The 15,451-nt window shown below is 64.0% G+C and carries 13 protein-coding genes; all 13 read right to left on the bottom strand.

Going from position 1 to position 15,451, the window contains the following annotated elements; genetic code table 11:
* Window positions 1–192 precede the first annotated feature (192 nt).
* A complete protein-coding gene (locus AC097A_RS17960; RefSeq protein ID WP_479621895.1) occupies window positions 193–1,278 on the bottom strand; it encodes a GlxA family transcriptional regulator in 1,086 nt (361 codons plus the stop codon).
* A 29-nt stretch (window positions 1,279–1,307) separates the two neighbouring features.
* A complete protein-coding gene (locus AC097A_RS17955; RefSeq protein WP_105261693.1) occupies window positions 1,308–2,180 on the bottom strand; it encodes an ABC transporter permease in 873 nt (290 codons plus the stop codon).
* Window positions 2,173–3,210, bottom strand: a complete 1,038-nt coding sequence (locus AC097A_RS17950; protein ID WP_105261692.1) for a quaternary amine ABC transporter ATP-binding protein — start codon at window positions 3,208–3,210, stop codon at window positions 2,173–2,175. The genes AC097A_RS17955 and AC097A_RS17950 overlap by 8 nt, the downstream gene beginning before the upstream one ends.
* 211 nt (window positions 3,211–3,421) lie before the next feature.
* Window positions 3,422–4,525: an FAD-binding oxidoreductase gene (locus AC097A_RS17945; protein WP_479621894.1), complete on the bottom strand. Its 1,104-nt coding sequence runs from the start codon at window positions 4,523–4,525 to the stop codon at window positions 3,422–3,424.
* 45 nt (window positions 4,526–4,570) lie between these two features.
* Window positions 4,571–5,827, bottom strand: coding sequence for an aromatic ring-hydroxylating oxygenase subunit alpha (locus tag AC097A_RS17940; protein WP_479621893.1), 1,257 nt, complete (start codon window positions 5,825–5,827; stop codon window positions 4,571–4,573).
* Between the two features lie 21 nt (window positions 5,828–5,848).
* On the bottom strand, window positions 5,849–6,601 hold the full coding sequence (locus tag AC097A_RS17935; protein ID WP_479621892.1) for an electron transfer flavoprotein subunit beta/FixA family protein: 753 nt from the start codon (window positions 6,599–6,601) through the stop codon (window positions 5,849–5,851).
* On the bottom strand, window positions 6,598–7,710 hold the full coding sequence (locus AC097A_RS17930; RefSeq protein WP_479621891.1) for an electron transfer flavoprotein subunit alpha/FixB family protein: 1,113 nt from the start codon (window positions 7,708–7,710) through the stop codon (window positions 6,598–6,600). The genes AC097A_RS17935 and AC097A_RS17930 overlap by 4 nt, the downstream gene beginning before the upstream one ends.
* The gene (locus tag AC097A_RS17925) at window positions 7,707–9,599 is read right to left on the bottom strand and encodes a (Fe-S)-binding protein (RefSeq protein ID WP_479621890.1); all 1,893 of its coding nucleotides are present in this window, start codon (window positions 9,597–9,599) and stop codon (window positions 7,707–7,709) included. Before AC097A_RS17925 ends, AC097A_RS17930 begins: the two co-directional genes overlap by 4 nt.
* Window position 9,600: 1 nt before the next feature.
* The gene (locus AC097A_RS17920; protein WP_479621889.1) at window positions 9,601–11,661 is read right to left on the bottom strand and encodes an oxidoreductase; all 2,061 of its coding nucleotides are present in this window, start codon (window positions 11,659–11,661) and stop codon (window positions 9,601–9,603) included.
* Window positions 11,662–11,685: 24 nt separating this feature from the next.
* Window positions 11,686–12,219, bottom strand: coding sequence for a DUF5943 domain-containing protein (locus AC097A_RS17915; RefSeq protein ID WP_479621888.1), 534 nt, complete (start codon window positions 12,217–12,219; stop codon window positions 11,686–11,688).
* A gap of 24 nt (window positions 12,220–12,243) precedes the next feature.
* Entirely contained in the window at window positions 12,244–13,116 is an 873-nt protein-coding gene (locus AC097A_RS17910; RefSeq protein ID WP_479621887.1) for a glycine betaine ABC transporter substrate-binding protein, read from the bottom strand.
* A gap of 81 nt (window positions 13,117–13,197) precedes the next feature.
* Window positions 13,198–14,169 (bottom strand): dipeptidase, encoded by a 972-nt coding sequence (locus AC097A_RS17905; RefSeq protein WP_479621886.1) that lies wholly within the window; start codon window positions 14,167–14,169, stop codon window positions 13,198–13,200.
* A gap of 12 nt (window positions 14,170–14,181) precedes the next feature.
* Window positions 14,182–15,450 (bottom strand): serine hydroxymethyltransferase, encoded by a 1,269-nt coding sequence (locus AC097A_RS17900; protein WP_479621885.1) that lies wholly within the window; start codon window positions 15,448–15,450, stop codon window positions 14,182–14,184.
* Between the last annotated feature and the right edge of the window lies 1 nt (window position 15,451).

Genomic DNA, 15,451 nt, shown 5'->3' with positions numbered 1-15,451 from the left:
TTGGCGGTGTCTAACTTTGCTCAGAACGACGTGAAATTGCTCCAGAACGGCATGGGTGGGGAATGCACAAATTTAGGTGGAATATGCCGTTGAGCCCCATAGATATTGCGCAAGCAGCTATTAAATAGATAGCAATTAAGCGGGTGTGAAAACACCTGCCCCTTGCGGGCGTTGTGCCGGATGGCGCCGACCTCAGGCGTGGGCGCTGGCTTCGAAGCGGCGGGGGCTGGCCTGGCGGTTGGGGGTGGTGCGGGCCTCGGGGGCGGCCGCCTGGTTGCGGCGTTCTTCGCTGGGGGAATGGCCGAACAAGCTGCGGTAGGCCTTGCAGAAATGCGAGGCCGACTGGAAGCCGCAGGCCACGGTGACCTGCATCACCGGCATGCTGCTGTGCGTCAACAACTCCTGCGCGCGGCGCAGGCGCAGGTTCATGTAGTACTGCGCCGGGTTCATGCTGAAGTAGCGGTGGAACAGCCGCTCCAGCTGGCGCAGCGACACGTGGATGACGGCGGCCAGCTCTGCCAGTGGCAGCGGCTCTTCGATGTTGGCGGCCATGATCTCGGCAGCCTCGGTCAGGTGCTGGTAGCCAGGGCCTATGCATTCAGGCTGGGGGATGCGTTGGCGGTCGTTGCTGGCGCGCAGGCGCTCCACAATGAACTGCTCGGAAATGTCCATCACCAGCTTGGCCCCGTGGTGCGCGCGCACCAGGTGCAGCATGAGGTGCAGGGGCGCAGTGCCCCCGGAACAGGTGTAGCGGTCGCGGTCCAGTACAAACACTTCGGTAGAGAACTGCACGCGCGGAAATTCTTCGCTGATGGCGGCCAGGTTTTCCCAGTGGATGGCGCACTTGTAGCCGTCCAGCAAACCGGCACTGGCCAGTGCAAACGAGCCGGTGCACAAGGAACCCATGGCCACACCGCTGGCGGCACACTGGTGCAGCAGCTGGCGGATCTTGTCGTCGGTGTTGGCGCGGATGTTGACCCCGCCGCACACAAACACCATGTCGCAGCCCTGCAGCGTGTCTGCGCCACAGGACGAGGCCATACACAAGCCGTTGCTGGCCACGGCGCCGGCCTGGTCGGTGCTGACCACTGACCAGCGGTACAACGTGCTGCGGCTGATGTAGTTGGCCATGCGCAGGGTTTCGATGGCGTTGGCAAACGCGATCATCGAGTAGTCCGGCATCAGGATGAAGCCGACGTGCGTGGGCGTGCCATCGGTGCGCGATTCATTCGCACCATAGGCGGCGGCCGAGTTGATGTCCTGGGAAGTCCGTTGCACGTGTTGCTCCTGATCCGCTTTTTTTGTTCTCAGCTGTCGTGGCTCTGGCGGGCCACGCCGAAGCTCTCGGTGATGCGGTCCAGAATAATAGCCAGCAAAACGACAGCAAGACCACTCTCAAACCCTAAGCCAATGTCCAGGCGCTGGATGCTGGCCAGCACGTCGTTGCCCAGCCCGCCGGCCCCCACCATGGAGGCAATGATCACCATGGACAGCGCCATCATGATGGTCTGGTTCACACCGGCCATGATGGTCGGCATGGCGATGGGCAGCTGCACTTTGAACAGCAGCTGGGCCGAGGTGCAGCCGAAGGCGTTACCAGCCTCGACCTGCTCGGAACTCACCTGGCGGATGCCCAGGCTGGTCAGGCGCACCACCGGCGGCATGGCGAAGATCACGGTCGCAATCGTGCCCGGCACGCGCCCGAGCCCGAACAGCATGGCGGCGGGAATCAGGTACACAAAGGCGGGCATGGTTTGCATGAAGTCCAAAACAGGGCGAACGCTGGCGTTGACATGGTTGTTGCGGGCACACCAGATGCCCAGTGGAATGCCAAACAGCAAGCTGATCAGGGTGGCGGACAGGGTCAGCGCCAGGGTCACCATGGTCTGGGGCCAGAAGCCGGTCACCACAATCAGCATCAAAGCCAAAGCAACAAACAGGCCAAAGGCCCAGCCCAGCCGCTTGAAACCCACATAGGTGGCCACGGCGATGACCAGCCAGAAGGGAATCGCCAGCAAACCCTGCTCGATGGACTGGGCGAAACCTTCCACCACCACACCCACGGAATCGAACACCGATGCACCGTTATCGAGCAGCACTTTCACACCGGCATTTACCCACTGCCCCAGCGGCAGCATGTTGTGGGAGGCTTCGGTCACTGTGGTCAATAGATCAGACATGGCGGGCTTCCTGGGACATTTTGACAAGCAGGCTGCGTGCAGAGATGCAGCCGAGTAAGTGGTCCGCGGCGTCAAACACGCCCACGGGTTCGTCCAGACCCATGACGATCTTCATGGCATCGGGCAAGGGGGTGGACCAGGCCAGGCGTGGCCCGCCGTGGTACGAGTGGCCGTTGAGGCTGCTGTCGAGCAGGTCGGCTGCGGTGAGGTAACGCGAGGTGTCCACGCCCTCAAAAAACTTGCGCACATAGTCGTTGGCCGGCTGCGTAATGATCTGGTGCGCCGTGCCTTCTTGCACCAGCTGGCCGCCTTCCATGATGGCGATGCGGTTGCCAATGCGCAGGGCCTCTTCGAGGTCGTGCGAGACAAACAGGATGGTGCGCTTTTGCACGCGTTGCAGTTCCAGCATCAGGGTCTGCATCTCCACGCGCTTGAGCGGGTCCAGTGCCGAGAAGGCTTCGTCCATTAACAGAATGTCAGGGTCCACCGCCAGCGCGCGGGCCAGGCCGACGCGCTGCTGCATGCCGCCCGAAAGCTGGTGCGGGTACTTGGCGGCATAGGTGTGCAGGCCCACCTGGGCCAGCACCTCCATGGCGCGTTTTTCGCGTTCCTTCCGGTCGGTGCCGGCCATCTCCAAGCCGAAGGCCGCGTTGTCCAGCACGCTGCGGTGCGGCATCAGGGCAAACGACTGGAACACCATGGCCACCCGTTTGCGCCGCCATTTGACGAGCTCGGGCTGCGGCAGTTTGGCGATGTTCTGGTCGTCAATGATGATCATGCCATCGGTGGGTTCGACGAGGCGGTTGATCAATCGGATGAGCGTGGATTTGCCGGATCCCGACAGCCCCATGAGCACATAAATCTCGCCCTGGTTGACATCGAAGCTGACGCGGTTGACGCCGACCACATGCCCGGTCTTGGCAAACACCTCATCCTTGCTGAAACCTTCGTTCAACATGTTCTGCGCTGCCGCCGTGTTGTTGCCGAAGATTTTGTAGAGGTTTTTGACACTGATTTTCAGATCCGACATGGAGGTCTCCAAAGTTCATCGCGGGATGACAAAAAGCGCTTGTGGTGTAAGCAAGGGGCGAGCCAGTTGGGGCTGGTTTTGGGGTTTGTTTTTCGTGCGCCAAGCCGCGCGCAGCAAGGCTTTCGTGCCCCGCAGGGTGCGGAAAATGCGGCGACAAAAAGGGAGTGCATGGGGCGTTTCATTGGGGGGCTGAACATGCACTCCTGAGGGGTCAGCGGTCCAGCGCCACGTCGCTCAAGGGCTTGGAGCAGCAGGGCAGCATCCAGCCTTGGTCGATTTCGCGTTGGCGAATGCCGCCCGCGTGTTGCATTTGCACCTTGCCGGACAGGCTTAGCGACTTGCAGGTGCCACAGGCCCCGCTGCTGCACGACGATGGCAAGCGCACACCGGCTGCAAAGGCGGCTTGCAAAATGGTCTGGTCTTCTGCACAGCTAAAACTCTGGGCAGTTTTCTTCAGGGTGATGGTGTGCAGCACTGCAGCACCAGGCGCTGCGGTTACCGGTTCGGCGGGCGCCGAGGTCGGTACTACTGTTTCTTCAAACGAAAAACTTTCCTGGCGGTACCGTGCCATGTCAAAACCCGCCTGGTCCAGCAAGGTGCGCACCGCGCCCATGAATGGTGCTGGTCCGCAGGTGTAGACATCGCGCTGCATGAAGTCGGGCGCAATGTGCGCCAGGCGTGCGGCATCCATGCGGCCCAGGTGGCCTGCGTAACTGCTGCCCGCGGTGTGTTGCTCACACACGATGGCCACGCGAAACTTCGGCATATTGCGCGCCAGCAGGACCAGCTCTTCGGCAAACAACACATCGGCCGGGGTACGTGCGCAGTGCACAAACACCACATCGGCATCGCTGCCCAGGTCGTGCAGTGCACGTGCCATCGACATCAGCGGGGTGACACCGCTGCCGCCCGACATCAGCAGGTACTGTTTAGCCGGTTGTGCAAAGCAGCTGAAGTCGCCCGAGGGGCCCATCACCCCCAGCGCCATGCCGATGCGCAGGTTGTCGTGCAGCCAGTTGGACACCGCGCCGCCGGGCACCCGCTTGACCGTGATGCTGACGACATCCGGCCGCGTGGGCGTGGAAGACAGGGTGTAGCAACGGTTGATCTTCTGCCCGTTGATGTCCAACTCCAGGGTGATGAACTGGCCTGGCAGGTAGCGGAAGCTGCGCGGTGCATCTGCCGCCAGCACAAAGGTTTTGACGTCGTGCGTTTCCTGGCGGATGTGGATGCAGCGCAGGGTCTCGTCCCGGTCCGAAGACCAGGGCTGGGACGGTGCGCGTGCAAAGTCAGGCAAGTGGGCGAGAAAGCTCATGCGGTGGTGTCAGGCAATCGGTCAGTGAAAGAAAGGGCGCGGGGATCAGCGCGTCAGCTCGCGCATGCGGCCCACGTACCAGTTGCAGAACTTCTCGACCAGCCCTTCGGTGAAGGGCGAGTAGGGGCCAGGCTCATACGCACCGTTGGCGACACCGATCTGCGACTCTTCGACCAGGCGGCGGTCCTGCGCGTTCGTAGCATTCCACACGGCGGTGAGGTTGTCTACGGTGTAATCCACGCCCTCCACGGCATCCTTGTGCACACACCAGGTGGTGCGCACCAGCGTCTTGCCGGCCGAGATCGGCAGCACCGAGAAGCTCACGATGTGGTCGCTCATGAAGTGGTGCCACGAGTTGGGCTGGGTCCAAAACGACAGGCCACCCAGTGCGGGGTCCACAAAATCGGCCAGCAGTTTTTTGGACGCGACTTCGGTGTTCATGGTCTGCGACTGGCCCGTGCGGTCAATCGGCAGGCGCTGCGTGCGAAAGCCGGTGATGCGGTCGTCTAGGGTGTCGATTTCGGCTGAGGGCAGACCCATGCCCTCCCAGCGCGCATGGTTGGCGGCCGTCACGTCCTTGAAGCGCTGCAGGCCCGCAGCATTCTGTTCGTCGGGTTGGTAGCCAAAACCGTATTCGTAGAGGGAAATGGTCAGCTCCGGGTGGTTGCTCACGCAGTGGTAACACTCCCGGTTGTTCTCCATGGTGAGCTTCCAGTTGCAGTCTTCGATGATGTCGACCTGCGCCGCCACTTTGCAGTCGGCCAGACGGTGCGGGGCGATGTAGGGCGTCATCTCCGCGGCCATCTGATCGAAGTCTGCGGGTGGGTGCTCGGCCAGGCAGATGAAGATCAGCCCGCCCAGGCTGCGCACATGCACGGCCTTGAGGCTGGAGCCAGAGAGGTCAAAGTCGTCGCCCATGTGTTTGGCGTGGATCAGCTTGCCGCTGAGGTCATAGGTCCACTGGTGGTAGGGGCAGACGATGTTGCCCACCGAGCCGCGGTGGCTGGCGCACAGGCGCGAGCCGCGGTGGCGGCAGACGTTGTGGAAGGCTTTGACCTGCATGTCGTCATCGCGCACGATGAGGATGGAGTTGTTGCCAAAGTCCACCGTGATGTAGTCGCCCGCTTCGGCAATCTGCGGCTCGACGGCCACAAAGATCCAGTGCTTGCCAAAGATGTGTTCCATGTCGGCCGCGAGGATGGACTCGCTCAAGTAGAACGGCGCCTCCAGGCTGTAGCCGGGGCGGCGGCGCGCCAGCAACTCGCGGGTCAACAGGGTGTGTGCGGAAATGGTGGTGTGCATGGTGTACCTCTTGTACCTTCCCTAGAAATTGACGAGCGCATGGCGACGCAGGTAGTCCAGCAGGACCTGCGCCTTCTGTTCGGCTGTGCCGGTGCTGACCACGGTGCCGCCGCCCGCGGGCGAATCGATCGCGCCCAGCATGCGGGCATGGCCGCTTTGCGCCACCTTGGCTTGCAACACGGCGCGGCGTTTGCTGCGGGGCACCAGCGTGCTGGCATGGGTGGAAGCCTCTGCGGGTGCGACTGCACCGGTTCGGAAAATACGGCCCGCTGTTTTGTCTGCCAAGGCGTAGCGCACGGTGGCCGGTGCTGCCTCGCTGATGGCCAGCACCGCAGGGGCGGTGACCTTTAAGCGACGGCGCGCCCCTTTGGGCAGGGCCTGGGTCACGATCCAGTGCGTGCCATGATCTTCTATCGCCACCACCTGGGTCACCACCGGGCGGCCCAAGGCGGCGCCCAGCTGGAAGGGCAACAGGTTGCCGCCCGCTTCTTCGGCGCTGCGGGTACCGGTCAATACCCAGGGCACCTCTTGCAACGGCGCAAGCAAACCCGCACACACGTCAGCGTCCGAGGCGATCACTTCGATGGAGCGTGCGCCTTGGGCCAGGTAGTCGCGGGCCACGTCGTCCCCCATGTCGCCCGCGCTGAGCAATTGCACATTGCTGCCCGGCACGGCCAGCGCCAAGGCGACAGCCTTGGCATCGGCCGGGCTGCGGGTGGGCCTGCCACTCACGGGGTGCTGTCGGGCAGCCACCAACACGGTCATGCGGCTCATATTGGCTCCTTGCCTTGGCGCACCAGTTGCAGCAGGGCCTGCATCAGCGCGGCGCTGTCTTCAACCAAGGTGAGGTCGGCGCGTTTGGTCATGGGGGCGGAGGCATCGGTGTTCACGGCAATCACATGGCGGCAATCCTTGATGCCTTGCAAGTGTTGTACCGCGCCCGAAATGCCCAGCGCGAGGTAGGTCGACGCGCTCACCGTTTTGCCGGTGGCCCCCACCTGCTGTGCGCGGGTGAAGCGGCCATCGTCCACCGCCACACGCGATGCGCCTACGGCCGCACCCAGGCTGCGGGCCAGGTCGTGGAACAGGGGCACGTTCTGCACACCGTTGCCGGCTGCGGCAATGAAGTCCGCCTCTTCCAGCGCCAGCGACTGGGGGTCGCCGGCCTGCACGCCCAGGTCTTCGACTTGGGGGTGGGGCACGTTCACCCATGCCGGGGCTGTCGCCGCCTGGCCCAGACCGACAAATGGCAGCTGGGTCGAAGCGGTTCCCTTGCTCAGCAGCAGGACGGCCGTGTGGGGCTGCACGCAGTCGTGGGTGGGGCTGGCTGGCCTGCGCGTCTCGCGTGCGTTGATCTCTGCCACACCGCAGCTGGCGGGCAAGCCACTGGCGGTGGCGAAGCGGCGGCCTAGCTCGCCATCGGCGGTGTGGTCGGCAAAGAACCAGTGGCGCACCGCCATCTGCGTCTGCAGCACCTGCAGCCAGGCGACCGCGGCCTCGGGCTGGTAGCGGCTGGCGTCAAAGTCTATTGCGCACAACACGCGGTCGGCACCCAACGCAGCGGCGTCGTCTTTGCAGGCGCCCAGGGCCAGCAGCACCACTTCAGTGACCGCATCGGCCAGGATGGCGGCGGCGGCCAGGGCCTGACGCGCGCCATCGCCCAGGGCGCCGCGCTCGGTGTGGGTGACCACCACATGGGCGTGGCTGAACGGGCCCTGGTTGCGCACGGGCTTGGGGGCGTCGTGCGCGGCGTGCAAGCGCGCGGCACCGCGCTCGCCTTCGGTACTGCCCAGCACAATGCGGCGCAGACCCTGGGGCGTGAGGATGGCAGGGCGGCGTGGGTCGACGCGGCGTATGGCTTGTGCAGGCGTTGCGGTGTTCATACGGCCTCCACGGCGTGGGCCACGAGTTCGGCAATGTCGCGCACCTCGGGGCGTGGGCCCACCACGCCTTCGAGCATGGCGGTGCATTGCGGGCAGGCCACGGCCACCACGGCTGCGCCCGTGGCTTTGGCGTCTGCCATGCGGATGTCGGGAATGCGGGTGCTGCCCGGAATGTCGGTGAACGGGGCACCGCCACCGCCGCCGCAGCAGCGGCCGCGTACCCCATGGCGTTCCATTTCCACCACCTTGATACCAATGCCCTTGAGCACGGCGCGGGGGGCGTCCACCTCTTGGCCATAGCGGCCCAGGTAGCAGGGGTCGTGGTAGGTCAGGCTGTCCACGCCGGCACTGCGGGTAGCCTTCAGGCTGCCCTTGGCCATCAGCTCGGCCAGCAGCTGGGTATGGTGCAACACCGTGAAGTGGCCACCCAGTGCGGGGTATTCGTTCTTGAGTAGGTGAAACAGGTGCGGGTCTGCGGTGACGATGCCTTTGAACGTGCGCGCCTGCAAGGTGGCCATGAGCTGCCGTGCCAGGCGTTGGAAGCCGGCTTCGTCGCCCAGGCGGCGGGCCAGGTCGCCTCCGTCGGTTTCTGCGGCGCCCAGCAGGGCGATCTTCAGATCGGCCTTTTGCAGCGTCTTGATGAAGGCGCGTAGGGTGCGCTGGTAGCGCATGTCAAAACCGCCTTCACCCACCAGTACCAGCCATTCGGTGGATTCACCGGCTGCTAGCACCGGCACATTGAGGTCTGCCGCCCAGTGGTGGCGGGCGCTCAGAGGGAAGCCACCCACGGTGTCGGTGTCGCGCAGGTTGTCCAGCGCTTCGTTGCCCTTGTTGGGCACCACACCGCCCACCAGGGTCAGGTGGCGGCGCATGTCGACGATGCTGTCCACATGCTCGATCAGCATGGGGCATTCCTGCACACAGGCGCGGCAGGTGGTGCAGGACCACAGGGTGTCGCTGCTGATCAGGCCACCCACGATGGGCAGCTGGGGTGCGCCACCATGCTGGCCGACGGGTTGGCCGGGGTAGGGGCTGCCGGCGTAGGCGGCATCCGACGTGCCACTCATGCCCACCACCAGGTCCTGGATCAGCTTCTTGGGGTTGAGCGGCTGGCCCGCGGCGAAGGCCGGGCAGGCGGCCTCGCACTTGCCGCATTGCACGCAGGCATCAAACGACAGCAGTTTGTTCCAGGCAAAGTCGGCGGGCTTGCCCACGCCTATGTCGTCGGCCGTCAAGGCGAGAGGGCGCAGGGCGGTGGCAAAGCGTTTTTCCGCCGGCGTGCCAAAGCGTTCTGGCCGTGGGTGCAAGCCCAGATGCAGCAAGCCGGCCACCGCGTGTTTCATGGGGCCGCCCAAGCCGATGCCCAGTGCCAGCTCGGCAGCACCCGCAGCAAACGCCAGGCTGATGAGGCCAGCCAGCCAGGGGGCGAGCGCGGTGCCGGTGAGGGCCACGGCGGAGGTGAGGCTGACGGCCACGGCAAACAGTAGCAGGCTGAACGGCAGGCGGCTCCAGGGGCCGCGCGAGAGGCGGGGCGGTGCTGCGCGGCGGCGCCAGGCCATGGCGCTGGCGCCCGCCACCATCAGCACACCGGCGAAGAGCAGCGCGCCATCCAGCACACGAAGATAAAGCCCCAGGCCGTAGTTCAAGGCGACTAGGGCTAGCGCGAGGATGGCGCCGCCGGCCACCCCCACGTGGGCCCGAGCGACGAAGGGCTCACGGGCCACCACGTCGTGCAGGTCGACAAAATAACGCTTCGGAATTTGTAGCAGTCCGCGCAGATCTACCGTGGCCTGGCGGCCTTTTTTCCATACAAGTGCGCGGCGCGCCAGGCCCCAGCCCAGTGCCAGGACTGCCAACCAGAAAACCGCGCTAACGAGCTGGGGCAGCATCTCAGAAGTCCTTGCACAGACGCAGCGCGTCGTAAATGGCGGCGTGGATGTTGTGCATGGAAATGCAGTCGCCTACGCGGTACAGCAGGAACTGACCATTGCCGGTGGCTTGGCTCAGTGCCGGTTGGGGCTGTGCGTCGAACAACGCGTCCAGGTCGGTCTGCCCCTTGTTCAGAGACAGGGGTTTGAGCTGCCAGTACAGACCGTCGTTCGGCAAGATGCCGTTTTCCACCACCACCTGGTCCACGGCGCGCTCTTCCAGCACTTCGGTGTATTCGTTCTTCAGCACCGCAATCAGTTTGTCGCCTTCGCGGTAGACCTTCTCCAGCCAGTGGTTGGGCGTCTGGATGACGCCGTTGGCGTAGAGCTGGCGGTAGAAGATGGGGAAGGTGGTGCCGCCGGTGTCGTCGGCCACCTTCACATCGGGGGTGACTATCTCGACCTGCTTACCGCGTGCGGCAATGAAGTCGGCCACACCGGTGCCGGCGTGGGTGCTGATGCTGTCGTACACCAGCACGTTCTCGCCGGGTTGCACCGCACCGCTCAGGATGTCCCATCCACTTACGCACAGGCCTTCGGCCGCGCCCCAGGCTGGCGTTTGCCCGGTGTGGGGCACGCCGCCGGTGGCCAACACCACGATGTCGGGGGCTTCAGCCTGGATCATCTCGGCCGTGGCCGCCACACCCAGGCGGCGGTCCACGCCCAGGCGCACGGTCTCCATGTCAAACCAGCGGATGATGCCGGCCATCTGTTCGCGCTTGGGTGGCTTGGCGGCCAGATTGACCTGTCCGCCCACCAGCGTGTTTTTTTCGAACAGCACCACGTCGTGGCCCCGCTCGCGCGCCACGCGGGCCGCTTCCAGCCCGGCCGGGCCAGCGCCTACCACCACCACCTTGCGGCGTGGGCCGGTGGTCTTGGCGATCACATGGGGCATGGTCTGCTCGCGGCTGGTGGCGGCGTTTTGCACGCAGAGCACATCCAGGCCGTTGTACTGGCGGTCGATGCAGTAGTTGGCGCCCACGCATTGTTTGATCTGGTCTTCTTTGCCGTCGCGGATCTTGATGACCATGTGCGGGTCGGCGATCTGCGCCCGGGTCATGCCCACCATGTCCACCATGCCGGTGGCCAGGATGCGCTCGGCTTGCGAGGCGTCGCGGATGCTTTGGGCATGCATCACCGGCACTTTGGACACCGACTTGATGCCGGCAGCCAGGTGCACAAAGGGCTCGGGTGGCAGCGCCATCGGTGGCATGCAGTTGGCCAGGGTGTTGTGGGTGTCGGCACCGGAACCGACCACGCTCAGGAAGTCGATCAGGCCGGACTCGCTCATGCCCTGGGCAATGTCTTTGGCCATGTCGTGGCTGATGCCGTCTTCATGGAATTCGTCGCCGCACATGCGCATGCCCACGCAGAAGTCGGCCCCCACCTGTTCGCGAATGGACTGCAGCACCTCCATGCCGAAGCGCATGCGGTTTTCCAGACTGCCGCCGTATTCGTCGCTGCGGTGGTTGACGCGGGGGCTCCAGAACTGGTCAATCAGCTGCTGGTGCGCAGCCGAGATTTCAATGCCGTCCAGGCCCGCGTCTTTCACGCGCTTGGCGGCACGGCCGTAGTCGGCCACGATGCGGCGGATCTCTTCGATCTCGATGGTCTTGGCATTGCCACGGTGCACCGGCTCGCGGATGCCGGAGGGGCTGACCAGGTGCGGCCAGTCAAAACCATGCCATGCGTTGCGCCGGCCCATGTGGGTGGCCTGGATCATGATCTTGGCGCCATGCTTGTGCATGGTTTCCGCCAGCTTGGCCAGGGAGTCCACTACCGAGCTGTTGGCCAGGTTGATCGAGCTCCACCACGACCAGGGGCTGTCGCGCGATACCGGGCTGGAGCCACCGCAGATGGCCAGGCCCACGCCGCCCTTGGCTTTTTCTTCGTAGTAGCGGATGTAGCGCTCCGACGCATGGCCGCCTTCGGCATACACCTCGGCATGCGCGGTGCTGACGATGCGGTTGCGCACCAGAACCTGGTTCAGACGGATGGGCTCAAACAAGTGCGGGTAACGCATGGCGGGGTGCCTGGCTAGGTAGGGTTACAGGGGGCGGACGGTGAAAATGCAGTGCGGGTGGCCTTCGGCGGCACACTGGGTTTCTTCGCTGGTGGTGCGGATGCTGGAGCCGCTGGTTTCCAGCACCCAGTCCATGGCACCCGAGAACCATCCTGCAAACAGGTAGCAGACCTTGCTGTGGTTGACCGGTACACCGGCAATGCCCTGTGCCAGCACAAACACCGAGTGCTCCAGCTTCACGGTAGCGTGGCCGGTGCTGGCGTCTGCCGATGTGAACGAGAACAGGCCCCAACCACGCTGGGACAGACGCTTGAGGTAGTGCTCGTACACTGCCATGCCGGAAAGGCCATGGGTGGCGGCTTCCTTCTGGCACCAGAAGTAGGCTGAGCGGTAGCCGGCTTTGTACAACGCAGGCGCATACACCTCCCGACCCACCACGGCTTCGGTTTCCACATGGTTGTTGACGAAAAAGTGCCGGGGCACATAAATCATCGGCAAGCCGTCAGTGGTCCAGACACCGGTGTCTGCGTGAACGTTAATGGGGAGTTGGGGGTGCATGGTCTTACCTCAATCGCGTCAGTCTTACAGCCAGCCGGAGACGCGGGCTGCGTTGTCGTTCATCCACTTTTCAGCAGCTTCGGCTGGCTTGGCACCACCTTCCACGGCCAGCATCACGGCGCCGATTTCCTCAGGCTTCCAGGAGAATTTCTTCAGGAAGGCCACCACCGCAGGCGCCTTGGTGTTCAGGCCGGGGTTGATGACGCTGTCCACGTGTTCTTCTGCGCCGTAAATGGTCTTGGGGTCGGCCAGGAAGCGCAGCTTGTACTTGGCGAACATCCAGTGCGGGATCCAGCCTGTGACGGCGATGGACTTCTTGGCGCGGTAGGCACGGTCCAGCTCGGCGGCCATGGCGGGGCCGGAGCTGGGCTGCAGGCGCATCTCCAGGCCATAGGCCTTGATGGCTTCTTCGGTTTTCTTCATCACGCCGGCGCCGGCATCGATGCCGACGATGCGGTTGTCGAAGTCAGCGCGGAAGGTGTTGAGGTCGGCCAGGCTGGTGGCTTTGACGTAGTCGGGCACGATGAGGCCGATCTTGGCGCCGGGGTAGTTGGCGCCGACGATCTGCACCTTGTCCTTGAAGCTGGTCAGGTAGGCCTCGTGGGTGACGGGCAACCAGGCGGAGAGCGTCATGTCGATGTCGCCACGGGCCACGCCTTGCCACATGATGCCAGCCGCCAAGGGCACCAGTTCCACATTCACGCCCAGCTTGCTGCGCATGATGGCCGCTGCCAGGTTGGTGGTGGCCACGCTGTCGGACCATCCATCGACAAAGCCGATTTTCAGGGTGGGTTTGGCCTGCGCGAGGGCAGCACCACCGGACATGGCCAGGGCGGACAGGCCCAGGGTCTGGGTGAGGAACTCACGGCGTTTGCGAGGGGAAAACGAAACGGTCATAGCGGCTAACTCCTGGTGGAGGGTGGATGGGAAGAACGGAAGCGGAACGGGAGATGGGGTTGTGCCGGGGTGGTCGGGGGTTTAGCGGCCCCAGACCTGGCCGAAGAACTTCATCCAGTTGGCGCCCAGCACCTTGGTGATGCGGGCATCGGACCAGCCGGATTGCTGCATCGTGGCCGTCAGGTTGGGAAAGTCGCCAATGGTGCGAATGCCTTCGGGGTTGATCACCTTGCCGAAGTGGGTCAGGCGGCGCCAGCGGCCTTTGTCATGCGTCAGCATCTCGAAGAACTCATGGCCGTGGCCTTGGGTGAAGTCGGAGCCCAGGCCCACGCAGTCTTCGCCCACGATGTTGATGACATAGTCGATCGCCTCGACATAGTCGTGCACGGTCGAGTCATTGCCGCGCTTGAGGAAGGGCGAGAACATGGTCACGCCGATGAAGCCACCGTGGTCGGCAATGAATTTCAGCTCTGCGTCGCTCTTGTTGCGCGGGTGGTCCTTCAGGCCCAGGGGCAGGCAGTGGGTGTAGGCCACGGGTTTGGTGGAGGCCAGGATCGCTTCTTCCGAGGTCTTGCTGCCCACGTGCGACAGGTCGACCATGATGCCGACGCGGTTCATCTCTGCAATGACCTCGCGGCCATAGCCGGAAAGTCCGCCGTCGCGCTCATAGCAGCCGGTACCCACGAGGTTCTGCGTGTTGTAGCAAAGCTGGACCACGCGCACTCCTATGTCGTGGAAGGCTTCGATGTAGCCGAGGTTGTCCTCAAAGGCATGGGCGTTCTGGAAGCCCAGGATGATGCCGGTCTTGCCTTCGGCCTTGGCTTGGACGATGTCCGCCGTGTTGCGCGCCAGGGTCACGAGGTCGCTGTTGTCGCGTATCAGCTGTTTGAGCTGGGCGATGTTGTCCACCGTCTTGGGAAAGTCGTCCCACACCGAGACGGTGCAGTTGGCGGCGGCCAGGCCGCCCTTTTTCATATCTTCAAAGACGCTGCGGTCCAACTTGGCAATGATGAGACCGTCGATGACGATGGAGTCTTGGTGCAGGGTGCTCATGGTGCGTGTCCTTTATGCGTAAAGAGGAAAACGGGCCGTCAGCGCTTTGACGCGGGTATAGACCGAGGCCTCCAGGGCGGCATCGCCTTCCGGTTTGGTCTTCAGGCTGTTGAAGACTTCCAGCATCAGGCGGCCCACTTCTTCGAACTCGACCACACCGAAACCACGCGTGGTACCGGCAGCGGTGCCGACGCGGATGCCGGAGGTGATGGTGGGTTTTTCGTCGTCAAACGGAATGCCGTTCTTGTTGCAGGTGATGCCGGCACGTTCCAGCGCTACTTCGGTGGTGTTGCCCTTCAGGCCCAGGGGGCGCAGGTCGACCAGCAGCAGGTGGTTGTCGGTGCCACCGGTGACCAGGTCCAGGCCACCGGCCTTGAGCACGGCACCCAAGGCCTTGGCGTTGGCCACAACTTGCTCGGTGTAGGCCTTGAAGGACGGTTGCAGCGCTTCGCCAAAGGCCACGGCCTTGGCGGCAATCACGTGCATCAGTGGGCCACCCTGGGCGCCGGGGAATACGGCGGAATTGATCTTCTTGGCGATCTCGGCGTCGTTGGTCAGGATCACACCGCCGCGTGGGCCGCGCAGGGTCTTGTGGGTGGTGGAGGTGGTGACATGGGCATGGGGCACCGGGCTGGGGTAGACGCCGGTGGCGACCAGACCGGCCACGTGGGCCATGTCCACCATCAGCAACGCGCCCACCTTGTCGGCAATCGCGCGGAAACGGGCCCAGTCGATGGTGCGTGGGTAGGCCGAGAAGCCCGCGATGATGAGTTTGGGTTTGTGTTCGACCGCCAGGGCTTCGACTTCGTCGTAGTCGATCAGCGAGTCAGCACGGCGCACGCCGTACTGCACGGCCTTGAACCATTTGCCCGAGAGCGCGGGCTTGGCGCCGTGGGTCAGGTGGCCGCCGGCGGACAGGGCCATGCCCAGCACCGTGTCGCCGGGTTGCAGCAGGGCCAGCATCACGGCGGTGTTGGCCTGCGCGCCCGAGTGGGGTTGCACATTCGCAAATTCCGAGCCGAACAGCTTGCACAGGCGCTCAATGGCCAGCGCCTCCACCACGTCGACATGCTCGCAGCCGCCGTAGTAGCGTTTTCCGGGGTAGCCTTCGGCGTACTTGTTGGTCAGTACCGAGCCCTGGGCTTCCAGCACCGCCTGGGAGACGATGTTCTCGGAGGCGATGAGTTCGATCTGGTCACGCTGGCGTTGCAGTTCGTGGTCCATGGCGATGGAGACGGCAGGGTCTGCCTCAGCGACTCCGGTGGAGAAAAAGTGGTTCATG

This window comes from Rhodoferax sp. XS2R6, assembly GCF_056521365.1.
Note: the sequence above shows the minus strand (reverse complement) of the source record. Positions and strands in the feature narration are given on the sequence as shown.

Coding starts and splice junctions, on each gene's coding strand:
- AC097A_RS17950 (WP_105261692.1), bottom strand. CDS start 3,210: ATGTCGGATCTGAAAATCAGTGTCAAAAACCTCTACAAAATCTTCGGC.
- AC097A_RS17935 (WP_479621892.1), bottom strand. CDS start 6,601: ATGAGCCGCATGACCGTGTTGGTGGCTGCCCGACAGCACCCCGTGAGT.
- AC097A_RS17945 (WP_479621894.1), bottom strand. CDS start 4,525: ATGAGCTTTCTCGCCCACTTGCCTGACTTTGCACGCGCACCGTCCCAG.
- AC097A_RS17915 (WP_479621888.1), bottom strand. CDS start 12,219: ATGCACCCCCAACTCCCCATTAACGTTCACGCAGACACCGGTGTCTGG.
- AC097A_RS17905 (WP_479621886.1), bottom strand. CDS start 14,169: ATGAGCACCCTGCACCAAGACTCCATCGTCATCGACGGTCTCATCATT.
- AC097A_RS17920 (WP_479621889.1), bottom strand. CDS start 11,661: ATGCGTTACCCGCACTTGTTTGAGCCCATCCGTCTGAACCAGGTTCTG.
- AC097A_RS17910 (WP_479621887.1), bottom strand. CDS start 13,116: ATGACCGTTTCGTTTTCCCCTCGCAAACGCCGTGAGTTCCTCACCCAG.
- AC097A_RS17900 (WP_479621885.1), bottom strand. CDS start 15,450: ATGAACCACTTTTTCTCCACCGGAGTCGCTGAGGCAGACCCTGCCGTC.
- AC097A_RS17930 (WP_479621891.1), bottom strand. CDS start 7,710: ATGAACACCGCAACGCCTGCACAAGCCATACGCCGCGTCGACCCACGC.
- AC097A_RS17940 (WP_479621893.1), bottom strand. CDS start 5,827: ATGCACACCACCATTTCCGCACACACCCTGTTGACCCGCGAGTTGCTG.
- AC097A_RS17925 (WP_479621890.1), bottom strand. CDS start 9,599: ATGCTGCCCCAGCTCGTTAGCGCGGTTTTCTGGTTGGCAGTCCTGGCA.
- AC097A_RS17955 (WP_105261693.1), bottom strand. CDS start 2,180: ATGTCTGATCTATTGACCACAGTGACCGAAGCCTCCCACAACATGCTG.